Genomic DNA, 23,632 nt, shown 5'->3' on the forward strand with positions numbered 1-23,632 from the left:
CTAAGGAACCACCGTTAGAGTAATTGTAAAAAATTCACCTCCTTAATCATTTGAATAAAATCATGCAATATTCGGTGGTTCCCGACATTATTCGACATATTTATTTCTTCCCTTAAGGTCAACTTTTAAAAAAAAATAAGTAATATAATTCCGATAAATGCAACAATCTTCCTAATTATAGAAAGATCTTATTTATAAAACAAATATTAATTATGTGCCATATATTCTCAGGTTAACATGTAAATTATGGAAAATTTTATGCAAAGCATTTTAGCTATTTATAATTCAAGTTCCTCCTAAACCCTGATATAATCACCAAAAGGAGGGTTTTGTAATGTCTGAAAGCATTGAAAAAATGCTCTCCCAGCTTATTACAAGGGTTTGGGAGGATCAGAAAGAAATAAAGTTTGAAATGCTAGAAATGAAGTCAAACATAGTAGAAATGAAGTCAGAAATTGTAGTAATTACCGCTGATATATCTGAGATAAAGACTGAAATAGTCCAGATTAATAATAGGCTTACCGGGATTGACGATAAGCTGTCGTACTTAACCTCCGATGTTAGATTATTAGAGCAGAAAACCCTTCAAAATGAAAAAGAGCTTAACCGAATGAAAAAACAAGTCGAAATGCGTGTAATAGGCCTATCGCCTTAACACGGTAATTTAATTGCTATTGAGATTGCCAAGGCTATCAGGCTTCTTAACTGCTTATTTTTTGTTCACTTTTAAAGCTTCTTTAATCCCCATAATTTTGCAAAAATAGACAAAATGCACAAGGTATTTGCATGTTTTTAGCGAAATGATTAGCCAAGGGGGATGAGGATGTTTAACGATAAATCGAATGACAATATGGATGTTTCGGTACTTCTTAATCAGTTAAAAGAGGCAAATAAGCAAATGGGCCAAGTTGTTGAAACAATTGACCAAATTAGTAAACAGACACATTTGCTTTCCTTAAATTCTGCTATTGAAGCAGCTAGGGCCGGTGATGCGGGCAAGGGTTTTGGGGTTGTCGCAAGTGAAATTAAAAAATTTGCTGACAAAAGTTTTCTTACTGCCAAGGAAAGTAAAACTATAATAAACAACATTCAAACAAAGGCAAATGAAGTAATCGCCGTTAGAACCGCAGATGTAGCTTATGATACTATTGATAAAATAGACCGGAACTTATTTGAACGCAACTGTGACGTGCAGGCCTGGGCTACTTTTGACGCCATTAAAAACTGTCTCTGCACTGATGATAGCGATAGGTTCAAGCAAGCAACAGCATTAATGAAAAATATTGTTGACATATATGAAGTTTACTATGATCTCTATCTTGCTGATTTAGATGGAAAAATTATCGCTACCGGAGTAAATCAGCAGACGGTGGGACAAAATGTTTCCAATGAAGAATGGTTTATTGAAACTGTAAAGCAAAATAGTGTTTATGTAACAGATATGTATTATAGCAATAATGCCGGTGGTTATACCGTTGCATACTCATGCCCCGTAAGGGACAATGGCGGCAATACAGTTGGGGTATTTTCTACCCGTTTTAACTGGACATTTATTTATGAGATAATTGATAGCGCAAGGGTTGGGACTACCGGGGATATTTTTGTAATCAACAAAAATGGTGTTGTTATAGCATCCAGGGATCGGAATGGAATTCTAAAGGATAGTTTAATGGAGCTGGAGGCCGTAAGAAAAGCTATTTCAGGGGACCTGTACGGCTACAGCATTGAAAAAGACAGAAGCAATAAAATGAAGATCTATGGCTACGCCCATACCAAGGGTTATAATGCCTATAAAGGTAAAAATTGGTCGGTAATTGTCAGTGAAACCATAGATTGATTTAATAATTATGTTTAGGCACGCTGCTATTTAAACCAGCGTGCCATTTTAATTTCTGGCCTTCTTTCATATTGACTAATGTAAAGAATTTGTATATATTTTATTTGAATATATGCTCATATACCGAAGGAGGCTAGCCAATGGACAAACATTTCTGTGATATTCATTGTACTGATGAAGCTGACCTATTAAAAATCAAGAAGAACTCCTTAGATGAAGAAGTCATTACCAAACTATCTGCATTTTTTAAAGCCTTGTCAGACCCCACTCGCTTAAGGATCATCTATGCCCTGAGCCAGACTGAGGAGCTTTGTGTTTATCATATTTGCTGCATTTTAGAAATGTCTCCCTCTTCCATATCCCATCAGCTTAGAGTACTTAGGCAGATGGACCTAGTTAAAACTCGAAAGGAAGCTCAAAGTGTCTACTATTCCTTGAAGGACAAACATGTGCTTCAAACCTTCAATCAAGGTCTGGAGCATGTACTAGAGCAGTTTGGAGGGCAAATATAATGGAAAAGGACAAAATTGATCATGAACAACCCCAGGAAAGTGCCTATTGGCTAGAATACGCTATTATTGGCATTACGGGGATTTTAATTCTTGTCTACTGGCTTGGGGGTATCAAAGAATTTGCTGGAGTAAATTTAGCACTATTGGCAGCAGTCATTGGAGGATATCCTATTGTTAAAGAGGCATTAATAGCAGTTGTTACTCGTGGAGATACAAAGGTAGGCTTGCTAGTAAGTATTGCCCTAATAGCATCCATTTCTATAGGAGAATATTTGGCTGCTGCTGAAGTTGCCTTTATCATGCTGGTTGGGGAACTACTAGAACACATTACTTTAGAAAAATCAAACAAGTCAATTAATAAGTTGGTTGATTTAAAACCCCTTAGGGCACGAGTGCTAAAAAACAACACTGAAATAGACGTAAATGCAGACCAATTACATATTGGTGACATTGTCCTAGTAAAGTCTGGTGACAAGATACCTGTGGATGGGACTGTAGTCAAAGGTCATGCAAGTGTGAATCAGGCAACCATAACCGGGGAGTCAATCCCTGTGGCAAAGGTTGAAGGAGATTCTGTTTTAGGAGGCTCTATAAACATCAGCGGCTACATGGAGATTAAAGCTACTAGAGTTGGTGAGGAAACTGCCCTTGGACATATTATTACTCTAGTAAAGCAGGCTCAAAACTCCAAAGCCCCTATTCAAAGACTGGTGGATAAATATGCCACTTGGTTTATTCCAGCCAGCTTAATCATTGCAACAATGGTATTTATTATCACCCGTGACATTACACGGGCAGTAACAATTCTCATTGTGTTTTGCCCATGTGCTATGTTGCTAAGCACCCCTACCGCCGTTATGGCAGCAATAGGTAATGCCGCTCGTAAGGGGATTCTAATTAAAGGTGGTGAAGTTTTAGAACGTACTGGCAAAATTAATGCAATCGTCTTTGATAAAACCGGCACCATTACTAGGGGTACCCCTGAAGTCAAGGAAATAGTCCCCCTTGCCATTTCAAGTAGGGAAATCTTGCAATATGCTGCCATTGCTGAAAAATTCTCAGAGCATCACTTGGCTGAAGCCATTATCAAATACGGCAAAAAAACAGAACTCCATATTCCTTCACCGGATGCCTGGCAAGTACATGCTGGACTAGGAGTAACTGCAATTTATCAAGGAAAAAAAATAATTTTGGGAAGCATTGAATGGATAAGTGGATTTGGTATTCAAATCAGTGAAGCTGACTTAAGAAAATATAATGAAATGGCCGAACACGGTTGTACCACTGTAGCTTTAGTGATAGATAACATCCTTTGTGGCTTCATTGGCATAGCCGACCTGATTAGAGAAAATGCAGCAGCATCTATTAGGGATATTAATAATTTAAAAATAAACAAAATTATGATGCTAACCGGCGATAATACGCTTCCTGCTAAATATGTAGCCAACCAAGTGGGCATAAATGAATATGTTGCTCAACAGTTGCCAGAGGGCAAAGCAAATACCATCAGACAGATTCAAGATAAAGGATTTACTGTGGCTATGATAGGTGACGGGGTTAACGATGCCCCCTCCTTGGCCACAGCAGATGTAGGGATAGCCATGGGCATATCTGGCACAGATGTAGCAGTTGAAACTGCTAATATTGCCCTACTCTCTGATGATCTTTCAAAAATCCCCGGTATAATTTCTTTAAGCAGAAATACTCTTGCAGTTATTAATCAAAATATTTGGTTTGCCAACGGTATAAACCTTATCTCAATCATATTGGCCTCCAGCGGTATCCTAGGACCAATACTTGCAGCAATAGTTCATAATCTAAGTGCAATCGTTGTAATACTCAATTCATCTCGACTAATAAAATCAAAAATCTAACTAAGCCCCCTCTCATATGCCGTTCAAAATCTTTGCAAGGGATCTACTGATTCCCCTACGACAAAAGATAGCCATTTCTACGAGGGTTTATAGTTAAATGGGTAATAATGTCTAAAGATAACTCTTCATTACAGAAGGTACAATGAATCTTAGGGCCATCTTCATACTGGGTTGTGATTTCTATTACCTTTTTGTAATCCCTAAGCCCATTAACAATCAGTTCACCTACCTGACGGCAAGAAGGACAGATTGTCTTGATACTGTAACTTATATTATTTACCATAAGTTGCAACCCCATTATCTTAACATTAATATTTTGAATCCATCTATATTTTCACAGTTAATAATAACTTTAAAATGAACTAATTATTAAAAAAGTATTAATTTTGCTTAAATTATAAGTGACCCTTATATAAAACAGGAACTATCAATATTGATAGTTCCTGTTTTATAGCAATCATCAGATATTTTCCTCTGCTAAAATACGCCGCAAAACCTTTCCCACAATAGTTTTTGGTAATGATGTTCGAAATTCTACTTGTTTTGGAACTTTGTATTTTGCTAATTGTTTACGACAAAAACCTATGATCTCTTCCTTGGTACACTGTTCACCCTCTTTTAAAACAAGGTATGCCTTTAATACCTCACCCCTACTTTTATCTGGGATCCCCACTACTGCCGCTTCCTGAACCTTTGGGTAGCTGAATAATACTTCTTCGACCTCCCTGGGATATACATTGTAGCCACTGGTAATAACCATATCTTTTTTCCTGTCTACAATATAGGTATACCCATCTTCATCCATGGTGGCAATATCCCCTGTATATAACCACCCATCCCTCAAGGCCAGTCTTGTCTCTTCAGGCTTATTCCAATAACCCATCATGATCTGCGGCCCCTTTATACATAATTCCCCTGGCACACCCACAGGAACTTCCTTTTCACCTTTTAGTAATTCTGCAATTTTATAATATGTCATTGGTATAGGCAGACCGATGGAGCCTTTGATTCTCCTGCCACTGATTGGATTACAATGGGTTACCGGCGCTGCCTCAGTAAGCCCATATCCTTCCACAAGCTTTCCGCCGGTTATTGCCTCAAATCTTTCTTGTACTTCCATCGGGAGTGGTGCTCCACCCGATAAACAAGTTTTAATGGAAGATAAATTATAGTTCTTAACCTCTTGGTTTGACACTATAGCAGCATATAACGAGGGTACAGCTTGGAAGACTGTTGGTTGAGACTCTTGGATTTGCTTTAAAAGATTACTAATCTCCAAGCGAGGTATAACAATCATAGTAGAGCAAAGATAGATTGCCAAGTTCATACATGTGGTCATGGCAAATACATGAAAGAAGGGTAAAACACAAAAAAACCTTTCTTTAGCTTCTTCCATATTATTAAGCCATAATCTAGTTTGCACGACATTTGTAAACAAATTTTTGTGGCTAAGCATAGCAGCTTTTGATATCCCAGTTGTTCCCCCGGTATATTGGAGCACTGCCAAATCTAATTCAACATTAATTGAAACCTCCGGTAAATCTATTTCCCCACTTTGAATTAAGTCTTCAAAATAGTATATTTCAGGGCCATTAACCTGAGTTGCCTCAACTTTTTTAGAATACAACCCGGCTAATAGGGCCATAAAATCTTGGATTCCAGTGGATATAGAGAGTTTAAGGCTGGTGTTAGGAAATACATTAGCAACCTTTTGCTTAAATTGATCTAGATAAATAATCACTTCTGCTCCAGAATCCTTTAGTTGATAAATCAGTTCTCTCTCTACATAGATAGGATTAGTCATGACCACAATACCACCTAGCCTAAGAACAGCATAATAGGAAATAATTATTTGCGGGCAGTTTGGTAGCATAATAGCAACCCTAGTCCCCTTTTGAACACCAATTTTACTCAGTGCTGTAGCAAAATGATCTACACTGTTCTTTAGTTCTTGATATGTTAATTGACTACCTAGAAAAGATATGGCCTGATGTTCTGGATATTTCTTTGCAGCTTCATCTAATACTGCAAACAGGGGCATCTCGGGTATATTTATAAGAAAAGGTATTTCTTCCGGATAAGATTTTAGAAAAGTATTTTCATTCATGAAAAACCCCACCTTACTATTTTTTAGTAATTTATAATTCCTATTATGTTACTATCAAATACTTAGATTATTCTAATATTAAGGCATTTTTCCTCCTTATATAAAACACTAGCTTTGTCGGAAAAAGAAAATCCATCTTCTAAACATGGCTGGTTATAAATAAGGAAGAATAAGGCTTGTACATTTTCTGTTACATTTTATTTATAATTTTAGTCATTATCAGTGAAGCATATCCATGTATTTACTTCGTGTTTTCTTACAATAAAGGAGGTAATATAATTAGCAATAGTTTCCTTTGAGATCTTTGGGTGAATGTTTGTATAATTATCATTAGGCACTATTGGACTAGTCCCTGGCCCCTCTCTCAGCATCTGTGTTTATAACTTTTATTATTTAGGAGGGTTTTTCTAATGAGAAAGTCAATTGTTTTATTCCTATTACCTATATTTCTTGCTACCTATTTTTTCCCAGCAACAGTTTATGCCTCAGACACTCCACAATTCTCCGCTAATGCATCCTACATCACATTTAAAGATAAGAATCTAGAAACAGTTATAAGAAACGCCATAGGAAAGCCCAATGGAAATATTGCCCAGTCAGATTTAAATAAAATATTTATTTTAAATGCCAGCAACAAGAAAATTCGTGATCTTAGTGGTTTAGAGAGACTGGTAAATATTATAAGGTTAGATTTGTCAAACAACAACATTTCAGAAATTCACCAATTAAAGGGTCTTAAAAACTTAACTAATTTAAATTTACAAAATAATAATTTAACTAACGTATCTGCCCTAGAATCACTGACTAATCTAAAGCAGCTAAATATCAGTAGAAATGCAATCCAAAATATCAGCTTTGCTAGTAAATTAACCAAATTAACGGAATTAAACCTCCAAGACAATAAGGTTAAAGATATTACTCCCTTAAGAAATCTGGTTAATTTAGAAAGACTTAACATTAGTAAAAATCCATTAAGTCTAACTTCTGGATCATCTAACATGTCTGTCATCCAACGTTTGCAGCAAAGGGGAACAGAGGTTGTATATGACCGTTCCACTATTACCAATATTACCGGCTTAAATCTGGATAAAAAATTTGTTTTTGTCAATGTTAATCAAAACCAAAAGCTAAATCCCACTGTTCGACCTGCCAATGCAAATGTCAAGAATTTGGTATGGACATCAAGCAATAATCAAGTGGCCAAGGTATCCAATGACGGTACTGTATCTGCCCTGAGAACTGGAATAACAGAAATTACCGTACGTACAATTGACGGAAAACACTCAGCCAGCTGCATCGTGGTGGTAAAACATTCAGACACCCAGATAAATACAATTTACTCTTCTATGCTTTTAGGCGAATCCAAGAAATTATCCTCAACTATCCAAACTGGCCAGGGAATTGTTTGGACTAGTGCTAACAATTCCGTAGCAAGGGTTGACCAAAGTGGTGTAGTTACAGGTACGGGCTATGGTTATACCTTCTTACTGGCCAGTTCACCAGATGGTAAGTATATGACCCTTTATGACGTGCTGGTGGCCAATTATAATGTGCCAAATTACGGATATTTAAAGCAAAATGTATGGTAGTAAGTTTTCTGCCATGGGCTCCTACCTTTTGTGGTAGGAGTCCTTTTATATGGTACAATATAAATAAACTGCGGAGGGGTTAATTATTGGCTGATTCAAAGATGAGTTACCTAACTAGGTTTTTTCCTTTTATTCCACTATTTTTAGCTATGGCCTTTATTGCTTTCGACAAGATATCCGGTCAGACTGATGCTCAAGCACCATTGGCGTACATGTTAATCCTCGTACTCTCTTGCCAAGGGATGTTAGCTTTCTCACTTGGATCGTTGATCTATCATTTATCTGTTCAAAGACATGTTTTCTATTTCAAAGTGGTATTTTTAGTTGTCGCGGTAATAAATCTATTATTAATAACTTTATTGGTGATTTTTGAAATATGGGTCTTAGTTTTGCTAATCCTCATTCTCATTGCCATTGGTTATTTTTATTTAAAGAAGTACCAAAGTTAAATCACTCTTTTCAAAAAACAGGCGCATTTATGCACCTGTTTTTATTTGGTTACAAGATTATATTGTAAATGGGTATTGCATTTCTCCGCTGATATCTTAAAATTAGTGCTATCACTTTTATTTGAGAGAAGGGTATTAGATGAAACTTCGGAGCTTAGATGATAAAACAGAGGGAATTGTCTCTGCAGCTGGGGCTTATTTCCTCTGGGGCATATTACCTGTATACTGGAAATTTGTAGGTATGGTTCCAGCCCATGAGGTGCTGGCCCATAGGATAGTTTGGTCCTTTATATTTATGTTATTGCTCCTTTTGGTCACAAGAAAATTTACTGCCTGCCTTGCTGATTTAAAAGAAATCCTTGCCCAGCCAAAGAAAGCTATTGGTGTAGTAATGGCTTCAGCCTTAATCAGCATTAATTGGGTTACCTACATTTGGGCCGTCAATAATGATCGCGTCATCGAAACAAGCCTGGGCTATTATATCAATCCCTTGGTAAGTGTATTGCTAGGAGTAATAGTCTTGCGGGAAAAGGTGTCCTTTTGGCAGGCAGTTGCCTTCTGTTTGGCCTTTATTGGGGTGTTAAACATGACACTTCATTTTGGTGTATTTCCCTGGCTGGCTTTATTACTGGCAGGCAGTTTTGGTCTTTACGGATTATTTAAAAAGATGGTAAACCCAGGTGCTATTACCGGTCTTACCTTGGAAACTATGGTAGTTGTCCCTTTTGCCTTAGGTTATCTTGGCTTCTTAACCAGGGAAGGAGCCAGCGCCTTTAGCTTTGCTCAGCCAAATGTTGCAGCCCTGTTAATGGGAGCAGGTATTGTCACAGCCGTGCCTTTACTTCTGTTTGCCAGCGGGGCTAAAAGACTGCCCTTAGCTACCATTGGCTTTCTTCAGTATATAGCACCCACAATAGCTTTAATACTTGGAATTTTCCTTTACCATGAAACCTTCACCATGGTTCATTTGACTTCGTTTATATTCATTTGGCTGGCCCTAACAATCTTTTCTTTGGGTAAAACAAAGTACTTCCTTCAATTTGAGATGTTTGTCTTTCACAAGCTACACCTAAAAGAAAAAAGCTCCACATAAAAATCCCCCTGGCAATCGCCAGGGGGGGCTAGCTTCCTCCACAAGATATAAGGCCGGTAAAAGGCAAGTTCTCCTTGGTTAACCAATGGATACCCTATTGCCACCGGTCTTTTTACTCTGGTACATTAGTCTATCGGCCCTACTGATAAGCTCCTCTATGCTATCTTCGGCCCTAGCCAGGGTAACACCAATTGATGCGGTCACACTGATTACAGCAGACTTCCTAGTGATGCTGGATTGTTCAATTAACGTTGATAATTTGTTGGCGGAATCCTGAAGGTTCTGTTGGGAAGTATCAGTCAGCACAATGACGAACTCATCCCCTGCCCATCTTCCAATGATATCTAGGGGCCTACATCCGTTTAGGAGGGTCTTTGCCACCATTTTCAGAACCTCATCACCCACATTGTGACCATAACTATCGTTAACAGTTTTAAATTTATCCACGTCTAAGAACATCAATCCAAAGGTATAATCATATTTCTGAAGTTCCTGAAGATTTGTGGTTAAGCTGATCTCAATAAAAGTTCTATTTGCTAGACCAGTTAATGGATCACTATATATCGCACGCTTTAATGCATCAATTCTTTCCAGTGCCGAAACCTTTGACGAATTGTCGCTAAAAACTTCCACCGCACCCACTATCTGCCCTTCCTTCATTATAGGCGCAACACGAACAAGGACAGGAACCCGGTAGCCCTCCTTATGATGAAGGTATAGTTCTGCCTCCCTTTTCTGCCCATCAATCATTGTCTCAGCAACGGGGCATAAGTCAAGGCACATCAGCACACATTCGTTATTTAAATGCATGAGTATATTATCTGAGCAGACCTTTCCCAATACTTCTTCACTGGAATAACCTGTCAGCCTCTCGGCTCCTTGATTCCAATATGTGATTCTTCTATCCCGATCAACAAAATAAACCCCATCATAAAGGTTATCTAAAAGATCTTTATAGAAGCTATTTTCAAAATCCATAAGCTCACCCCACTTTACTGCTTTGTTTCCATATTATGTCTACATCAAAAATTTTGTTCATCTTCAAATCAACCATTCTGGATTTACATAAATTAAAAAAAGTCACCGGCAATTAATAGCCGGCGACTTTTTTAACAGAATTTATTATTCTTTTGTGATCTTCCTGCATTCTAAGTAAAATCTCTTTTCCTCGGCCTCACCCATAGAGAAGGTTTTTCTGGGCAAAACCCCGTCTAAAATTACTGTCTTAAACAGATCGTGCTTATCCATTGGCTCAAGATAGAAGCCAATAGCTCCTTCTTGTGATGCCAGGGAACTTAACACATCTTCCCCGTGGATATAATCAATTTTTAATGCTTCCTTATTTTTAGAAATATCATTTAATGCTGACTGCAGTGTAGCAACTGCCAAATTATATTTTGGATTTTGAACAACTAACAAACCCCTGATGGTTCCACAAATGTAAGGTATAACATGATGGCCCCCAATTGCGGTAAGTTCCTTTGCTTTCTCCCCCTGCTCCCTTTGATCACTAAACTCCTGATAATAAGCCTCAGAATTATTCCTGGCGCAATACTGGACAATGTCTTGAAGCAGTTCTTTTCCATTAACGTTAAAAACTATCCTGTGTATTGGTTCAAAGGTAAGTCCCTGATCATGGACATTTACAACTTCAACCATTGCATAGCGAGCTGGATGATTATCAAAATCCTCTCCCGCCAATCCGCCTTTAATGTTTTCCCAAACTGATTTAGCTGTAGCCAGGGAGTGGTTGCCATCACCGGCAGCGAATAAAAGAACATCCTTTTCTGGACCTACACCATATTTTGAAGCAAAGGCTTCTGCTTTAGCCAGCTTGGTAAAGGCGTCTAAAATAGCCTCCTCCATATTTGGATCAGCTACCCTGTATCCCTCAATGTGTCCACCATTCATCATCAGGTCAAAGTCATATACCTTTTCCATTTTATCAGTTTGCAGGGCCAACGGTTCTATCACAGATTTTTCCGGGTCATCAATCAATAACATAACGTGGGGAACCTCTATGGGAGCATTTTCCCTAATTCTTATTCTGGGTGGTAAGCGGTCTAAAACAGTCCCCTCCGTGGCCCTAATCAGGGTCTTTGCACCCGGATTAAAATCGTATTGTTCTAGGTCAATGGTAATTAGCAGCCCCTTTCTTGACTTTGTATGGGCTGTTTTTCGATCAATATAAATAAAACCTTTTCCAGCCTCCATAAGCTGCTTTTGGTCAAGGTATTTCTTCATGGTGTCATTTATATTTGCTACCCTTTGGGCTGCCCCAGCTTCTTCCAGGTAAACCTCGGGAAAAACTAGCTTTAAAGTCGATGGTTCCTCTCCAACTAAGTTTTCAACCTCTGCCCAATATTCCGGCTGGGATGTATATTGGTCACAAGCGACAACCGCCCACTTAGTCAAGTCTACATTCTTTTTGGGCAGTAATACCTGGGGTGGTTTGATTCCTAAATTTTTTAACGACAAAATTCTTTACCTCCTGTTATAAAACAATTCTATTAAAGCAAAATATCTTATATTTTATCAAATCGAATCCCCTTAATCACTTATCTACGGGCTAGTATACATTATATTTAATATTAAAAATGCCAACCTGTAACATTTTACCATAACTTAGAATAAAATGTAAAAAGTCTCGGAGGTTAGCCATGAAATTATTAGATATTTTGAAAACTCTTCTAAATTTAAGGAAGGCAGTTAGGGGAAGTAATAGAAAGTCAAAACTTCCCAAAGCCCTACTAGACAGATTTAATAACTGGCTTACATAGTAACGCCCGGAACAGAAACCGGGCGTTCTCCTTTTTTCTTTTTAGCAGAGCTTACTGCTAAGCAAAATCTTATAAAGGTCTTCTTCTTTAGGAGGTTTTGGACAATTAGCTATGTTCTTAGCCTGAAGGGTTTTAGTTACATATTTTTTCTGCTCTTCCTCGGTCAAACTAATGGATACCCCTGGTAATACTCTAATAAGCAGTGCTCCTACCTCATCCAGGTTATTGCAGCCTAGGGCGTCAACTACCTGTTTAACTTTAATAGGACTGGCCTGTTCTAAAAATTCAAGGACTGCCTTAGTAACCACACCGTTAGCTAACCCATGGGGTAGATTATTAAAATATGTAAGCTGGTACCCAAGGGCGTGAATTATCCCCGTCCCAGTATGGGCTATCACAATTCCACCCAGCATAGAGGCATAAAGCAGCTCTTCCCTTTCGGTTAAAGAAATTTGTTGTGGAACAATGCTTCTTAAGAGTTTTCCAATTATGGCAATGCTTTCGAGGGCCAGCAGGTCTGTTAATGAATCTGCTTTGTTGTTGATAAAACCTTCAATACTATGAGTAAGGGCATCTACCGCCGTGTTGGCAGTTATGGACCAGGGTAGGCTTAATGTATACTTTCCATCCAGATAGGCTACAATCGGAAACAAACTGTCAGCAGCAATTGATTGTTTGGTCTCTGCCCAATCTATGGTTAAAATGGCGTAGGGGGTTACTTCACTTCCTGTTCCCGCAGTGGTAGGCACCGCCACAATGGGTAATGGCTCGATAGACCACTGCTTAGCCATCAATTGTTCGGGAGTTATATCGTTAACAGCAAGAATTGCTATAGCCTTAGAGGCATCTAGTGGACTTCCCCCACCAATACCGATGATAAATTCAGCCTCAAATTCTTTGGCAGCTTGTCCCCCTTCAAAGACATTTTTAATACTGGGATTTTGTTCAATTTCGTCGAAAATGCTATAAGCAATGCCCTCTTGTTCTAAGGCACTAATCATATCCTGAAGGGCACCACTGGCTTTGGCTGAATTGGCTCCAGTAACAATAAGAGCCTTTTTGCCAAGGGCTGACATTTCCATGCTATTTTCCATTACACAATTGGGTCCTAAAAATATTCTGGTGGGACAACGAAATTTAATCTGCATAATTACTCCCCCTAATATTACTTATTTATTCAAAGTTCTAGCAAAATCACAGGCTTTCCTTTATTTTCTTCTACCCTCTTATTTTATCACTATAATAACGAACTATTAATATAAAAACAAATGACCGGATATACCGGCCATTCCAGCCTGTTGAAAAAGCTACAACTGGGTTTTAATAATCCCGAACAGCGACATTCGGAGCAGTGGAAACAGCGCTTCGCGAAGCTGAGGATGCGAAAATGGGTGCCCGGACATGGACGTCCGGGCAAGCCTGAGATAAACACGATGTTTACTCGAAGGCGGCCCATTTTCGCCCGAAGCAAGCGATTAGCGCTGTCCACTGCGGGGATAGGAGTCGTGAGGGATTATTAAAACCCGAATATAGGTAGTTTCTCGACAATCTGAAATGACCGGATATACCGGCCATTCTTTAGGAACTATTCAATTTGTTTAAGTTGCACCGGAATTATCATCCAAAGGTCTTAACATTCCATCCTTTAAAAACTTTGGCAACGGTCTTCTCTTTTCCTTTTTAGACTTTTCTTTTTCCTTCATAATTTTCCTCCCAAAATAGATATTTTAGTTTGGGCGTTAGCTTAAGTTTAAGATGTGCAAATTTTAAACTTATTACACGGTAATCTGAAACAATGCTTAAACATGGTTTAATTCCTTGGCTAGCTTATTTATGGAGCCGCTTTCAATGCGAGAAATAAAGGATCTAGATATGGCTAAGCGCTCCCCAACCTCCCGCTGTGTTAACTCTGGTTGACCTGCCAAACCAAACCTGAGCCTTATTACCGCCTGCTCCCTCTGGGACAATTTTTTTAGGGCCTTTTTTAATCTCTCAGTCTCCAAATTATTTTCCACCTGTTCTTCAACAGGAATGTCATTGGCCATTAGGGTATCTTGCAACTCTAATGGTGCACCGTCCTTATCAAAGTCAAGGGGTTCTGAAATTGAAACACATCTTAAGTCATTTTTATGCTTTCGTAAACTCATAAGCATCTCATTTTGAATGCAGACCCCTGCATAGGTGGAAAACTTATTCGCCCGGGACGGGTTATAGGTTTCCACAGCTTTTATTAAGCCAACCACTCCACATTGGAATAAATCTTGTTTTTCTAAACCCCGCTCATTCAGCTTATTAGCAATCTTAGCAACCAACCTTAAATTTCTCTCGATTAAAATAGTTCTTGCAATGCTGTCTCCTTTCTGCAGTCTTTCTATTAGTTCCCGTTCTTCTTCTGGCGACAAAGCTTCCGGCAAATGACCTGAGGAAATATATGATACTAGGATGAGCAAACCATTTACGACCGACAGAGCAATCAAAGTAATTATCCCCGGTGTCAAAAGTCATCCCTCCTAAAAATAAAAATAGGTTCTACTGATATGCTACGAAGAAACCTTTATTTGTGTGCTTGTATAATTAAAATTTTATTTTTAAATACTAAACCCAATTTGCCCCGAATAGGAATCTACCAGAAGTCAGTTGAGTCAAGGGGGCCCTTATGTTTTTAAGAAAAAAAGATGTTTTCCACAAAACTTTTGAGGATATCTCACTAAATCTAATTGAGTCTGCAGAAATACTTCTTAGTTCCTTTCATAGCCAGGACCCTTCTTTTTTTCTGAATAATATCCACTTTCTAGAGAAAAAGACTAACCGACTCGTTGAAGTAATAATAAAAGAACTGAATAGCACCTTTGTTACACCATTAGAGCGAGATGATATCTTCCATTTGGCCATCAAATTAGACAAGATCCTAGATTTAATGGAAAAATCAGCAGTATATCTAGCTACATATGAATCTCCAAGGGTACCAGACTTTGAAAAAATAGCCAATATAATTCTCTCGTGTTGTAAAGAAATCAAAAATTCAATCGAAAAACTCTCCAGAAAAAAGTTTTCAGATGTGAGACTACATACCACGAGAATATACCGCCTAGAGCAGGAAGCCCGAAGCAACCTATTTCAGAGCCTAAAGTTTTTATCAACCACTTCTGAAGAGCCCCTGTTATTTATAAAATACAGGGATATTCTGATTTTATTAGGACAAATATTAGCTTCCCTTGTTGAGGCAGCACATTGCCTCAATATTATTATTTTAAAAAATTGTTAGTAGAGGCCTCTTATGAGTGAATTTATATTAATCATATTTGTAGTAATGTTGTCTCTGATTTTTGATTTTATTAATGGGTTTCATGATACTGCCAACGCTATAGCCACCTCAGTATCTACAAGGGCCCTAAAGCCCAAATCAGCAGTACTACTGGCAGCAATTATGAATCTGTTGGGAGCATTAGCCTTTACGGGAGTGGCTAAAACAGTAGGAGGCAAAATTGCCGACCCTATGGCATTAGAACATGGGGTATCCGTTGTGGTAGCTGCACTGCTGGCAGCCATTGCCTGGAATCTCATAACCTGGCTTTATGGTATCCCTAGCAGTTCCTCCCATGCCCTTTTAGGTTCTTTAGCCGGAGCCACCATGGCAGCTGCTGGTTTTAAGGCTGTTAACCTTTATGGATTTATTGTCATAGTTGGCGGCCTATTTCTTTCGCCCCTTGGAGCTTTTGCCGTGGGATATACTATTATGTCAGTTCTTAGATTTTTATGTCATACTTTTTCTCTCCATAGGGTTAATTCCTTTTTTAGGTCATTGCAAGTCCTTTCCGCAGCCTTACAAGCCTTCAGTCATGGTACCAATGACGCTCAAAAGACCATGGGAATTATTACCTTTGCCTTAGTTGCCGGAGGGTTTCAGCAAGATTTGGAGATAGCCCTATGGGTAAAAATCTCTGCCGCTTTGGCTATGGCCTTGGGGACCTATGTAGGTGGCTGGAGAATAATCAAAACCGTTGGAACAAGGATTACCCGGCTGGAGCCACCAACTGGTTTTGCCTCGGATTTTACCTCCGCAATTGTCATCATCTCTGCTACAGTAGCAAAATTGCCTGTATCCACCACCCATGTTGTCAGCTCTGCCATCATGGGTGTAGGCTCTTCAAAGAGCTTGTCTAACATTAAATGGCAGACAGTTTTTGCACTGGTGACCGCTTGGATTATTACTCTACCAGTAACCATGCTATTATCGTCCCTTATTTTTTCCTGCCTGTTCCCCTCCTATATCAAATAACACGAAAAATGGGCACTCCAACACAGAAGTGCCCATTTTTCTCTTTAAATGTTCTATATGAATGGTGCTAATTTCCCGGCAGCTATTATTTTGGAAATCCTTTTGGCTTCCTGACAAACTACCCAGAAAAGACAATTCTCCTCAGAAGCCCTAAAATGATCACCTGTTTGCTCAAAGTTTACAGCATAGCAGCCACCTGCACAGGTTCTGCTACAGGCTTTGCAATGACTTGGTTGACGGCTGAGAGGGTTCTGAAAGGGTTCTAAAAGTTCAAAGTTAATTTCTGTATTTACATTACCAACCACGTATCTACCCGATTCATTAGTAAGTCCAAGTAACTTTGAGCAGGGACTAACCTCTCCGTTTGGTGCAATAGCTAAGGAAGTACTGCCCGCTCGGCAGCCCCACCCTGGGTGATTATTTTCATCCTGTTCAAATTCTTCAATAAAAATGGGAACTCCCTGTTGCTTTAACTTATGATAATCCTGAAGAATATCCATTAGATTAAGTCCATATTTTTCTATTTGCCCCTTATCCCAAAGGGTTTCTCCTTGGGCTGGGGCAATGATTAATTGATTAATGCCAAGGTTTACAATATGATGAAAATCCTCTCTCATGGTATCAATGGCCTCGGTGCTAACAGTCATTCTAGCCCCTAACCAAGGCTGGTATTTCTTGATCGTTGGTATTAATTGGGCAATTTTAGCCCATGAACCCTCTCCACTTCTGGTAACCCGGTACCTGTCATGGGTCTTTGGCCCACCGTCGATACTTATCATGGCATTAATTTTGTGCTGGGCAAAGAACTTTAATATATCTTCATCAATCAAGGTACCATTGGTGGTTAAGGCCCAAGTAACCTGTAAGCCTCCTTTACCGGCTGCTTCTTCAGCATAGGGCACAATCTTTTTAATTAGCTCGTATTCTAAAAGGGGTTCACCCCCGATGAGGGTGATAATTATACTTGAAAAAGCTGCTTTTTCTATTAGAAGATCCACTGCCTTTTTAGCAGTTTCAAAGCTCATTCTATCCGTAGGAGACTTACGATGTACAAAGCAGTATTCACAAGTTAAATTACAGTTAAATGTGAGGTTTAGTTCGATGGCCGCAAGACCAAGCTTACCTAAACTAGTCTCTTGCTGAATTAACTCAGTAAGCCTCCAGGCCGTATCCTCTGTTAACAAAAATCTTTGTTGTAAGTTGTCAGCTAACTCCCGGGGGGAGTAACCGGGGGTTGACCTCCGGTACTCCCCTACGAAATCTACAATTTGATCTAACCAGACATTTGAGCTACTATCCTTCATTAGCAATTATTCCTTTTCTTCCATTTTGGGGCTATTAAATCCCGGGGAAATCCCTATAAAGGCTTGACCCGGACAGGCAAAACCACCTGGTGTTGGACACTGGGAGCCAAACTGAAAGGGTCCGCAGGGCTGTTGGAATTGGAAGGGACCACAAGGTTGTTGGAACTGGAAGGGTCCACAGGGCTGCTGGAATTGGAACGGACCGCAGGGTGGCGGCGATGGAACAAATCGGAAGTAGCAGGGCTGTGTAAAGGGTCTTCCGCAGGGTATGAAATGGAATCTAAAGCCGCAGGGCTGATAAAATTGAAACCTTGGACATCCAGCCTGGGGTCCCGCAGGAGTATATACACCGGGGCAGGCAAATGTATAAACACAGTTATCGGGCGGTATGCACACATACTGATTTAAACAGGTAAACCCAGATACCGAAGTACAATTTATTCTATTCTCATCCGTGCTTTTTCTGAGCTTTTCGGCTAAGTAATCCATGTTTTCCTCGGTTAGGTTTTGTACAGATTCCCACACCACCTGAATTGCAGAGATTGGAACGGTGCCTATTCCTTCGTTACTTTCTAGACGAACAAATTGCTCACTCACTGCGATGATCTTCCCAGATATTTTTCTACCATTTACTAATTCAATGGTAATTTTTTTACCATAATCGGCCTGAAGTTGCTCTAGCATCTTCCGTCCTCCTTTGTGGATATTCTTTCCTTTTTTAGAATATGAGGTAGCTTATGGATTGGTTACATGGACTATTTTAAAAAAATGAATATAACTATTGACGTTGATAATGGTTTTCATTATCATATAATTAGTTCTATGTAAGGAGGAGATAATAGTGCTTTCAGCTAATGGACAAACCCGCTCCTACAACTATATGATTTCTTGCCACTCACAAATTTGCCCAAAAATAAATAGCGCTGATCAAAATTTAAATAAGCAATGTAATCTCTGCCCAAAACGTATTTTGCTAGTGGGCGGAATTACTAAGCTAAAAGCTGTTTACAAGGACATTATCGAAGGTTCAGGTGGAGAGTTTGAATATATGGATGGTTACATGAAAGGCGGAGATAAAGCATTGGACAATAAAATAAAGAGGTGTGACATGGTGCTTTGCCCAGTTGACTGCAATAGTCATAATGCCTGTTTAAGTGTAAAAAAACTCTGCAAAAAACATAAAAAGCCCTTTCACATGCTAAAATCCTCAAGCATTTCGGGTATTAGCATGGCCGTCAGTAAAATTGTTTAACAAAATACATAACATAATTATAGTAAACAGAATTTTCTCCACTGCATATGCTGTAGCGGAGGTGTTTCTTGTGAGTCATTTTCCAAATATAAGGGATCAATTGTTTCATGTGCCAAGCCAACAAGTCGGGACTGCATTGGGAGGTTGCCTAACCAGTAATTTAGTCACAGTTAGATTTAAAAAGGGACCTGTGCTCTCCATTAGGTTGGCAGAATTGGTTCCTAATAAAAATCAGCCCTGCCCCCACTGTGGACGCCAGTTAAAACCAGACCGGGACGGTGTCTGCAAAGATTGTTATACCGTTTTATGTCCCATTTGCCAGGAGTGCAAATGCACTGAAGCAAAAATGATATAAAATTTTTCAATATACTTAACAATTATCTTTACAAGTTTATTATTCTGTTTTATAATTTGATTAGGGGAACGCCAGTAGTTTAGGTTTAAGGTAAGACACGGTTTGTATTCCAAGGATATGCGTGTTGAATCTCAATCAAGAAGTAAAGTGCTTGTATTGGAAAACCAAAGTATAGTGATTCCCTTTTCAATTGTTTAATTTAAGGCGCAGATTTTCGTTAAGTTAGTTATTACGTTTAAGAAAGTTGGAAGTTCAGATAACCAAATTGAAGGAAAAGTTAAGTGTTCGGAAAAAGTAAATGGCGTTCCCCATTAATGAGTACCTAGGCTAAGCCTAGGTACTCTATTTTTCTATGGTTATTTTCTACTCAGGATAACCACTGGCTATGGCTAAAGCCTTGTAGAGAATAACAGCTCCCCCCACACTAAGACCTGGTACTAATATTATGATTAATAATACTATCTTCTTTGTTTTTGGAGTTAAATTGTTGTTCTTCTTTAAGTCCGCTATAAAAAATGCACCTACTCCTATAGCTAGGAAAAGAAATAATATACTAAAGGTAATTAAAGCAATTTCAAAACCAATTCTTCGCATAGAGTTTAATATCAACAATATATTGAAGCTAATTATTACGGTTAATATCAATGCTAGAATACGCTCATTTTTCAATGGCTACATCCCCCTTAAACAAGCCTTCCACCTTATGCTGTTATATCACACAAGGAAGGGTCCCTCAAGACCCTTCCTTGTGTAAAACTAAAATTTCTTAATTGTTTTGTCTCTTATAGAAAATTCTTATAGCCTAACCTGACCATCTATACCAATGACCACTTCCCTTACCGGAATATCTTTGCCAGCTAACCGTAGGGCCTGTTTTAATAAATTTATGATACCTCCACAACAAGGAACTTCCATTCTGGCAACTACTATGGTTTTAATATTATTTAACGAAAGTATTTGGGCCAGCTTCTCTACATACCCCTGGGTATTATCCAGTTTTGGGCAGGCTATGGCGACAGCCCGATTTTTTAATAGTTTTTCCTGAAAATCCCCATAGGCAGCCATAACGCAATCTGCACTAAGCAGAAGATTGGCATTTTGGAAGTATGGGGCACTGGGGCTTACCAGATGCAGTTGAATTGGCCACTGTTTCAGGTAAGAAGGCTGGGACTCTGCAGTGGCCTGTCCAGCAAAATCCTTTTCGATAACCTTTGTTTGCACCGATGGGCATCCACAGGAAGTTGATCCTTGGCTGGTTGATTTGAGTTTAATATTGAATCTAGTCTGATCAAACTCTTCCGTTTCCTTTTCCACCAATTGTATTGCATCCACGGGACATTGGGGTAAACACATACCTAAGCCGTCACAATAGGATTCTGATACCAGTTTTGCTTTCCCATCAACTAATTTAATTGCCCCCTGCATACAAGCATTGGTGCAAAGGCCACAACCTATGCATTTTTCACCATCTATTTGAATAACCTTACGTTTCATTAATAATTCCTCCTTGGTGTTGAATTGTCTTTTGTTATTTGTTTGTATTATAAATCAGACTCTATAAAGGGACTGTAACATATATCACTATTAAAAAGATTTTTCATGTCTTCTAAAGATCATTTATAAACTTGCCAATAAAAAACTGCGGTTAGGGTGGACAGGAACCAATAAATTGGGTAAAATTTAATTCTAGAAGATTATTTTAATATAAAATGTTTTCAATTAACTTCTCAAGTAAGAAGTGTTCCATTTTCAAACCAAAATAAGGAGGTAGATTCTATGTACGGAGCATTCCAACCTTCTCACCTGCTTCTGGTTTTAGTAGTTGTTCTCATAATTTTTGGACCCGGAAAATTAAAAGGTTTAGGAAAATCATTAGGGGAATCAATTAGGGATTTTAAAACTGAAATTACCAAGGAAGAAAATAAGGACGACAAGGATAACAATACAGAATTAAAAAAGTCATAGTTTTCCGTTTACATGACTAACTAAATAAGCAACAAATTACCCCCGGTCTAACCCGGGGGTTTTCGTTGTATTTGCATTCTTTTAGAACAGCAAAGGCACTCTTAGTAATTATATAGTACAAAATGATAAAATAAGGAACACTTAAAAGGAAATTTATGGCTCACAGGGCAGAAATCTTACTTGGCACGCTATTTGCTTATAATGTTATAAGTCAGAATTTTTAAATTATTCGTACAATAAGTTTTCTAGGGGAGGGGGAGATAATAAGGGGGGTAATTAAATGCCATTAACTTTAGCAATATTAATATTTATTGCTATTATGTGGATTCCAGTAGCTCTTCTTTTTCTTGGTAAAGGTGAAGCAAAAGGGACTGGCTTTGCAACTGGTGTTGTAGGTATACTGGTAGTCCTAGGAGCTTTGGTTGAGGCTACACCATTATTTCAACAGGATGTTTTTGGTTCTGGTCTCCTTTTTGCCCATGGTATTCTTTATATAGTAGTATCCTATGCACTATTAACAGGCCTATCTGATATGAGATCAGTAGGTAATGTTAGTTTAACCGTAGCAATTATCTCTTTTATTTATACTGTAGTTTATACCACCGGAACTGCATTAGTACCAGCAAGTCCTTATCTTGCCATGATGTGTGCGGGTTATACTGTTCTGACTCTTGAAGTATGGTTAAATTCATATGGTAAATTCTCAGCAAAATATCTTGCATATTCACTTATCATCTGGGCCTTTATCGGACTGTGGATTCCAGCCTTCTCGGTCTTAACCACAGGTGAATTTCCCTTTTAGTTAAACTAGCTTTATTATATAATCCCCTCTCCTCTGGAAATAAAAGGTGGCTGTTTTACTACAACAGCTGCTTTTTATTTTATCATTACTATTTCTGGTTAGAGAGATAATAAAAAAAGTGAAGCCATAAAATGCTATGGTAAACATTTTATGGCTTCACTTTTTTTATTATATTTGTTCTTTAAAAAAAAATGGAGCGGGTGATGGGAATCGAACCCACGTACCCGGCTTGGAAGGCCGGTGCTCTACCATTGAGCTACACCCGCAAAAGTTTCTTATTTCGTGAACAAATACTATTATACCAAACCATCTTCATTTGTCAATAGTAAGATTAAGGATAAATATAATCTATTAAATATAATTTTGCCTTAATTTCTTCTCCGTTGATTTCAAGCAATCCTACCGAAGCACGGCTTTCACCCCTTGGTTGCACCGGACTGCCAGGGTTCATGATAATTACTCCTTCTTCCTCCCGCAAATCAGCAACGTGAGTATGACCATAAATAGCAACCCTGGCCTGTAATTTCTTAGCCCTTTCTAAAATGGCTACGGTGTTGCTTTTAACACCGTAGCGATGTCCATGGGTTATGAATATTCTATGTCCACCCACAACTAAGATATCTTCCAGTGGTCCATCACCTGGCCAGTCACAGTTTCCGATAACTCCCCGGGCAGGTATTTCCAGTAGATAGGCAAGGCTATCGGCATCCCGGTAGTGATCACCTGCGTGGATAATCAGGTCTACCTCTCCACTCAATTGCTCTACAACATATTGAACCGGGCCTAGACGCCCATGGGTATCGGAAACAACCATTACTCGCAACACTAACCCTCCTGAACTGTTCTTAGGCGGTCAAGTATCTCTTTTGCCCTTTGCAGTGCCTTGCCCCGGTGACTAATTAGGTTCTTTGTAGTTAAATCTAACTCTGCAAAGGTCTTTTTAAACTCGGTAACATAAAAAAGCGGGTCATAACCGAATCCGCCTATACCCTTCATTTCCCTGAGGATAAGTCCTTGGCAAGCTCCGTCTGCTGTCTGGGTTTTCCCATCTGGAGTTGAGACAGCAATAACACAACGGAAACGACCCGTACGTTCTTTTTCCGGGACCCCCTCCATAAGCTGTAAGAGCTTGTTGTTATTCCTTTGGTCATCCTTTGGCTCCCCGGCAAAGCGTGCTGAATGTACCCCGGGGGCACCCTTTAGTGCATCAACTTCTAATCCAGAGTCATCAGCCAGGGCTAACTCCCCGGTAAACTCAGCAGCAGCCACAGCTTTCTTGATGGCATTGGCCTCAAAGGTATCCCCATCCTCTTCGACTTCCTGAAAACCTGGATATTGACCAATGGGGACTACTTCAAACCCTAATGGTTTTAACAACTGGTCCAATTCCTTTACTTTTCCCTTGTTATTAGTAGCTAAAACCAGCTTCACATC

25 protein-coding genes and 1 tRNA gene are annotated in these 23,632 nt (G+C 39.0%); 13 read left to right on the forward strand and 13 right to left on the reverse strand.

The annotated features are described in order from the left end of the window. Nucleotides 1–334 precede the first annotated feature (334 nt). From P6N53_RS03575 to P6N53_RS03590, 4 genes are all read left to right on the forward strand, one after another. Nucleotides 335–655 (forward strand): hypothetical protein, encoded by a 321-nt coding sequence (locus P6N53_RS03575; RefSeq protein WP_304541246.1) that lies wholly within the window; start codon nucleotides 335–337, stop codon nucleotides 653–655. Nucleotides 656–823: 168 nt separating this feature from the next. Next, nucleotides 824–1,837 carry a methyl-accepting chemotaxis protein gene (locus P6N53_RS03580; protein WP_304541248.1) on the forward strand — a complete coding sequence of 338 codons (1,014 nt, stop codon included), beginning with the start codon at nucleotides 824–826 and terminating at the stop codon, nucleotides 1,835–1,837. A gap of 140 nt (nucleotides 1,838–1,977) precedes the next feature. Further along, nucleotides 1,978–2,349: an ArsR/SmtB family transcription factor gene (locus tag P6N53_RS03585; protein ID WP_304541249.1), complete on the forward strand. Its 372-nt coding sequence runs from the start codon at nucleotides 1,978–1,980 to the stop codon at nucleotides 2,347–2,349. Beyond that, nucleotides 2,349–4,223, forward strand: coding sequence for a heavy metal translocating P-type ATPase (locus P6N53_RS03590; RefSeq protein ID WP_304541251.1), 1,875 nt, complete (start codon nucleotides 2,349–2,351; stop codon nucleotides 4,221–4,223). The genes P6N53_RS03585 and P6N53_RS03590 overlap by 1 nt, the downstream gene beginning before the upstream one ends. Before the next feature lie 55 nt (nucleotides 4,224–4,278). On the opposite strand, the gene P6N53_RS03595 is transcribed toward P6N53_RS03590, so the two are convergent. Together P6N53_RS03595 and P6N53_RS03600 are read right to left on the reverse strand one after the other, a co-directional pair. Continuing rightward, nucleotides 4,279–4,506 (reverse strand): hypothetical protein, encoded by a 228-nt coding sequence (locus P6N53_RS03595; RefSeq protein ID WP_304541253.1) that lies wholly within the window; start codon nucleotides 4,504–4,506, stop codon nucleotides 4,279–4,281. Nucleotides 4,507–4,683: 177 nt separating this feature from the next. Beyond that, entirely contained in the window at nucleotides 4,684–6,330 is a 1,647-nt protein-coding gene (locus P6N53_RS03600; protein ID WP_304541254.1) for a long-chain-fatty-acid--CoA ligase, read from the reverse strand. Nucleotides 6,331–6,740: 410 nt separating this feature from the next. Here P6N53_RS03600 and P6N53_RS03605 point away from each other — a divergent pair, with 410 nt between their 5' ends. The 3 genes from P6N53_RS03605 (at nucleotide 6,741) to rarD (ending at nucleotide 9,461) form a co-directional block, all read left to right on the forward strand. Further along, entirely contained in the window at nucleotides 6,741–7,919 is a 1,179-nt protein-coding gene (locus P6N53_RS03605) for an Ig-like domain-containing protein (RefSeq protein WP_304541256.1), read from the forward strand. Nucleotides 7,920–8,005: 86 nt separating this feature from the next. Continuing rightward, entirely contained in the window at nucleotides 8,006–8,368 is a 363-nt protein-coding gene (locus tag P6N53_RS03610) for a hypothetical protein (protein WP_304541258.1), read from the forward strand. A 139-nt stretch (nucleotides 8,369–8,507) separates the two neighbouring features. After that, complete coding sequence (rarD, locus tag P6N53_RS03615; RefSeq protein WP_304541259.1) at nucleotides 8,508–9,461, forward strand: EamA family transporter RarD; 954 nt, start codon at nucleotides 8,508–8,510, stop codon at nucleotides 9,459–9,461. Nucleotides 9,462–9,539: 78 nt separating this feature from the next. Here rarD and P6N53_RS03620 read toward each other — a convergent pair whose 3' ends face one another. From P6N53_RS03620 to sigK, 4 genes are all read right to left on the reverse strand, one after another. Continuing rightward, nucleotides 9,540–10,439 (reverse strand): sensor domain-containing diguanylate cyclase, encoded by a 900-nt coding sequence (locus P6N53_RS03620; RefSeq protein ID WP_304541262.1) that lies wholly within the window; start codon nucleotides 10,437–10,439, stop codon nucleotides 9,540–9,542. Nucleotides 10,440–10,583: 144 nt separating this feature from the next. Continuing rightward, entirely contained in the window at nucleotides 10,584–11,939 is a 1,356-nt protein-coding gene (locus P6N53_RS03625; RefSeq protein ID WP_304541264.1) for a DUF1015 domain-containing protein, read from the reverse strand. A 343-nt stretch (nucleotides 11,940–12,282) separates the two neighbouring features. Then, complete coding sequence (locus tag P6N53_RS03630) at nucleotides 12,283–13,389, reverse strand: iron-containing alcohol dehydrogenase family protein (protein WP_304541266.1); 1,107 nt, start codon at nucleotides 13,387–13,389, stop codon at nucleotides 12,283–12,285. Between the two features lie 651 nt (nucleotides 13,390–14,040). After that, nucleotides 14,041–14,739, reverse strand: a complete 699-nt coding sequence (gene sigK / locus P6N53_RS03635; RefSeq protein WP_304541267.1) for an RNA polymerase sporulation sigma factor SigK — start codon at nucleotides 14,737–14,739, stop codon at nucleotides 14,041–14,043. Nucleotides 14,740–14,897: 158 nt separating this feature from the next. On the opposite strand from sigK, the gene P6N53_RS03640 reads away from it, so the two are divergent. Together P6N53_RS03640 and P6N53_RS03645 are read left to right on the forward strand one after the other, a co-directional pair. Beyond that, nucleotides 14,898–15,506 (forward strand): DUF47 domain-containing protein, encoded by a 609-nt coding sequence (locus P6N53_RS03640; RefSeq protein ID WP_304541268.1) that lies wholly within the window; start codon nucleotides 14,898–14,900, stop codon nucleotides 15,504–15,506. Nucleotides 15,507–15,518: 12 nt separating this feature from the next. Then, a complete protein-coding gene (locus P6N53_RS03645; protein WP_304541269.1) occupies nucleotides 15,519–16,520 on the forward strand; it encodes an inorganic phosphate transporter in 1,002 nt (333 codons plus the stop codon). Nucleotides 16,521–16,573: 53 nt separating this feature from the next. Here P6N53_RS03645 and P6N53_RS03650 read toward each other — a convergent pair whose 3' ends face one another. Together P6N53_RS03650 and P6N53_RS03655 are read right to left on the reverse strand one after the other, a co-directional pair. After that, nucleotides 16,574–17,824, reverse strand: coding sequence for a radical SAM/SPASM domain-containing protein (locus P6N53_RS03650; RefSeq protein WP_304541270.1), 1,251 nt, complete (start codon nucleotides 17,822–17,824; stop codon nucleotides 16,574–16,576). A gap of 6 nt (nucleotides 17,825–17,830) precedes the next feature. Beyond that, nucleotides 17,831–18,508 carry a hypothetical protein gene (locus tag P6N53_RS03655; RefSeq protein ID WP_304541271.1) on the reverse strand — a complete coding sequence of 226 codons (678 nt, stop codon included), beginning with the start codon at nucleotides 18,506–18,508 and terminating at the stop codon, nucleotides 17,831–17,833. Nucleotides 18,509–18,665: 157 nt separating this feature from the next. On the opposite strand from P6N53_RS03655, the gene P6N53_RS03660 reads away from it, so the two are divergent. Both P6N53_RS03660 and P6N53_RS03665 read left to right on the forward strand, forming a co-directional pair. Further along, nucleotides 18,666–19,076, forward strand: coding sequence for a DUF2325 domain-containing protein (locus tag P6N53_RS03660; protein WP_304541274.1), 411 nt, complete (start codon nucleotides 18,666–18,668; stop codon nucleotides 19,074–19,076). 70 nt (nucleotides 19,077–19,146) lie between these two features. Continuing rightward, on the forward strand, nucleotides 19,147–19,431 hold the full coding sequence (locus P6N53_RS03665) for a hypothetical protein (RefSeq protein WP_304541276.1): 285 nt from the start codon (nucleotides 19,147–19,149) through the stop codon (nucleotides 19,429–19,431). A gap of 363 nt (nucleotides 19,432–19,794) precedes the next feature. Here the strand turns inward: P6N53_RS03665 and P6N53_RS03670 are convergent, their stop codons facing one another. Further along, nucleotides 19,795–20,100: a hypothetical protein gene (locus P6N53_RS03670; protein WP_304541278.1), complete on the reverse strand. Its 306-nt coding sequence runs from the start codon at nucleotides 20,098–20,100 to the stop codon at nucleotides 19,795–19,797. A gap of 126 nt (nucleotides 20,101–20,226) precedes the next feature. Continuing rightward, nucleotides 20,227–20,925, reverse strand: a complete 699-nt coding sequence (locus P6N53_RS03675; protein WP_304541279.1) for an ATP-binding protein — start codon at nucleotides 20,923–20,925, stop codon at nucleotides 20,227–20,229. A 282-nt stretch (nucleotides 20,926–21,207) separates the two neighbouring features. On the opposite strand from P6N53_RS03675, the gene tatA reads away from it, so the two are divergent. Both tatA and P6N53_RS03685 read left to right on the forward strand, forming a co-directional pair. Then, entirely contained in the window at nucleotides 21,208–21,396 is a 189-nt protein-coding gene (tatA, locus tag P6N53_RS03680) for a twin-arginine translocase TatA/TatE family subunit (protein ID WP_304541280.1), read from the forward strand. 280 nt (nucleotides 21,397–21,676) lie between these two features. Beyond that, nucleotides 21,677–22,198, forward strand: coding sequence for an AmiS/UreI family transporter (locus P6N53_RS03685; protein ID WP_304541282.1), 522 nt, complete (start codon nucleotides 21,677–21,679; stop codon nucleotides 22,196–22,198). Nucleotides 22,199–22,390: 192 nt separating this feature from the next. Here P6N53_RS03685 and P6N53_RS03690 read toward each other — a convergent pair. The 3 genes from P6N53_RS03690 to P6N53_RS03700 form a co-directional block, all read right to left on the reverse strand. Continuing rightward, nucleotides 22,391–22,464 (reverse strand) — tRNA-Gly (locus P6N53_RS03690). 65 nt (nucleotides 22,465–22,529) lie between these two features. Then, nucleotides 22,530–23,012: a metallophosphoesterase family protein gene (locus tag P6N53_RS03695; protein ID WP_304541383.1), complete on the reverse strand. Its 483-nt coding sequence runs from the start codon at nucleotides 23,010–23,012 to the stop codon at nucleotides 22,530–22,532. 11 nt (nucleotides 23,013–23,023) lie between these two features. Then, the gene (locus P6N53_RS03700) at nucleotides 23,024–23,629 is read right to left on the reverse strand and encodes an XTP/dITP diphosphatase (protein WP_304541283.1); all 606 of its coding nucleotides are present in this window, start codon (nucleotides 23,627–23,629) and stop codon (nucleotides 23,024–23,026) included. Nucleotides 23,630–23,632 lie beyond the last annotated feature (3 nt).

The organism is Desulforamulus aquiferis (assembly GCF_030577015.1).
In the GTDB taxonomy this organism is placed as follows: Bacteria; Bacillota; Desulfotomaculia; order Desulfotomaculales; family Desulfotomaculaceae; genus Desulfotomaculum; species Desulfotomaculum aquiferis.

Excerpts from the sequence above, each read along its gene's own strand:
- P6N53_RS03575 (WP_304541246.1), top strand. The coding sequence starts at position 335 with ATGTCTGAAAGCATTGAAAAAATGCTCTCCCAGCTTATTACAAGGGTT.
- P6N53_RS03580 (WP_304541248.1), top strand. The coding sequence starts at position 824 with ATGTTTAACGATAAATCGAATGACAATATGGATGTTTCGGTACTTCTT.
- P6N53_RS03585 (WP_304541249.1), top strand. The coding sequence starts at position 1,978 with ATGGACAAACATTTCTGTGATATTCATTGTACTGATGAAGCTGACCTA.
- P6N53_RS03590 (WP_304541251.1), top strand. The coding sequence starts at position 2,349 with ATGGAAAAGGACAAAATTGATCATGAACAACCCCAGGAAAGTGCCTAT.
- P6N53_RS03595 (WP_304541253.1), bottom strand. The coding sequence starts at position 4,506 with ATGGTAAATAATATAAGTTACAGTATCAAGACAATCTGTCCTTCTTGC.
- P6N53_RS03600 (WP_304541254.1), bottom strand. The coding sequence starts at position 6,330 with ATGAATGAAAATACTTTTCTAAAATCTTATCCGGAAGAAATACCTTTT.
- P6N53_RS03605 (WP_304541256.1), top strand. The coding sequence starts at position 6,741 with ATGAGAAAGTCAATTGTTTTATTCCTATTACCTATATTTCTTGCTACC.
- rarD (WP_304541259.1), top strand. The coding sequence starts at position 8,508 with ATGAAACTTCGGAGCTTAGATGATAAAACAGAGGGAATTGTCTCTGCA.
- P6N53_RS03620 (WP_304541262.1), bottom strand. The coding sequence starts at position 10,439 with ATGGATTTTGAAAATAGCTTCTATAAAGATCTTTTAGATAACCTTTAT.
- P6N53_RS03630 (WP_304541266.1), bottom strand. The coding sequence starts at position 13,389 with ATGCAGATTAAATTTCGTTGTCCCACCAGAATATTTTTAGGACCCAAT.
- P6N53_RS03640 (WP_304541268.1), top strand. The coding sequence starts at position 14,898 with ATGTTTTTAAGAAAAAAAGATGTTTTCCACAAAACTTTTGAGGATATC.
- P6N53_RS03645 (WP_304541269.1), top strand. The coding sequence starts at position 15,519 with ATGAGTGAATTTATATTAATCATATTTGTAGTAATGTTGTCTCTGATT.
- P6N53_RS03650 (WP_304541270.1), bottom strand. The coding sequence starts at position 17,824 with ATGAAGGATAGTAGCTCAAATGTCTGGTTAGATCAAATTGTAGATTTC.
- P6N53_RS03655 (WP_304541271.1), bottom strand. The coding sequence starts at position 18,508 with ATGCTAGAGCAACTTCAGGCCGATTATGGTAAAAAAATTACCATTGAA.
- P6N53_RS03675 (WP_304541279.1), bottom strand. The coding sequence starts at position 20,925 with ATGAAACGTAAGGTTATTCAAATAGATGGTGAAAAATGCATAGGTTGT.
- tatA (WP_304541280.1), top strand. The coding sequence starts at position 21,208 with ATGTACGGAGCATTCCAACCTTCTCACCTGCTTCTGGTTTTAGTAGTT.
- P6N53_RS03685 (WP_304541282.1), top strand. The coding sequence starts at position 21,677 with ATGCCATTAACTTTAGCAATATTAATATTTATTGCTATTATGTGGATT.
- P6N53_RS03695 (WP_304541383.1), bottom strand. The coding sequence starts at position 23,012 with ATGGTTGTTTCCGATACCCATGGGCGTCTAGGCCCGGTTCAATATGTT.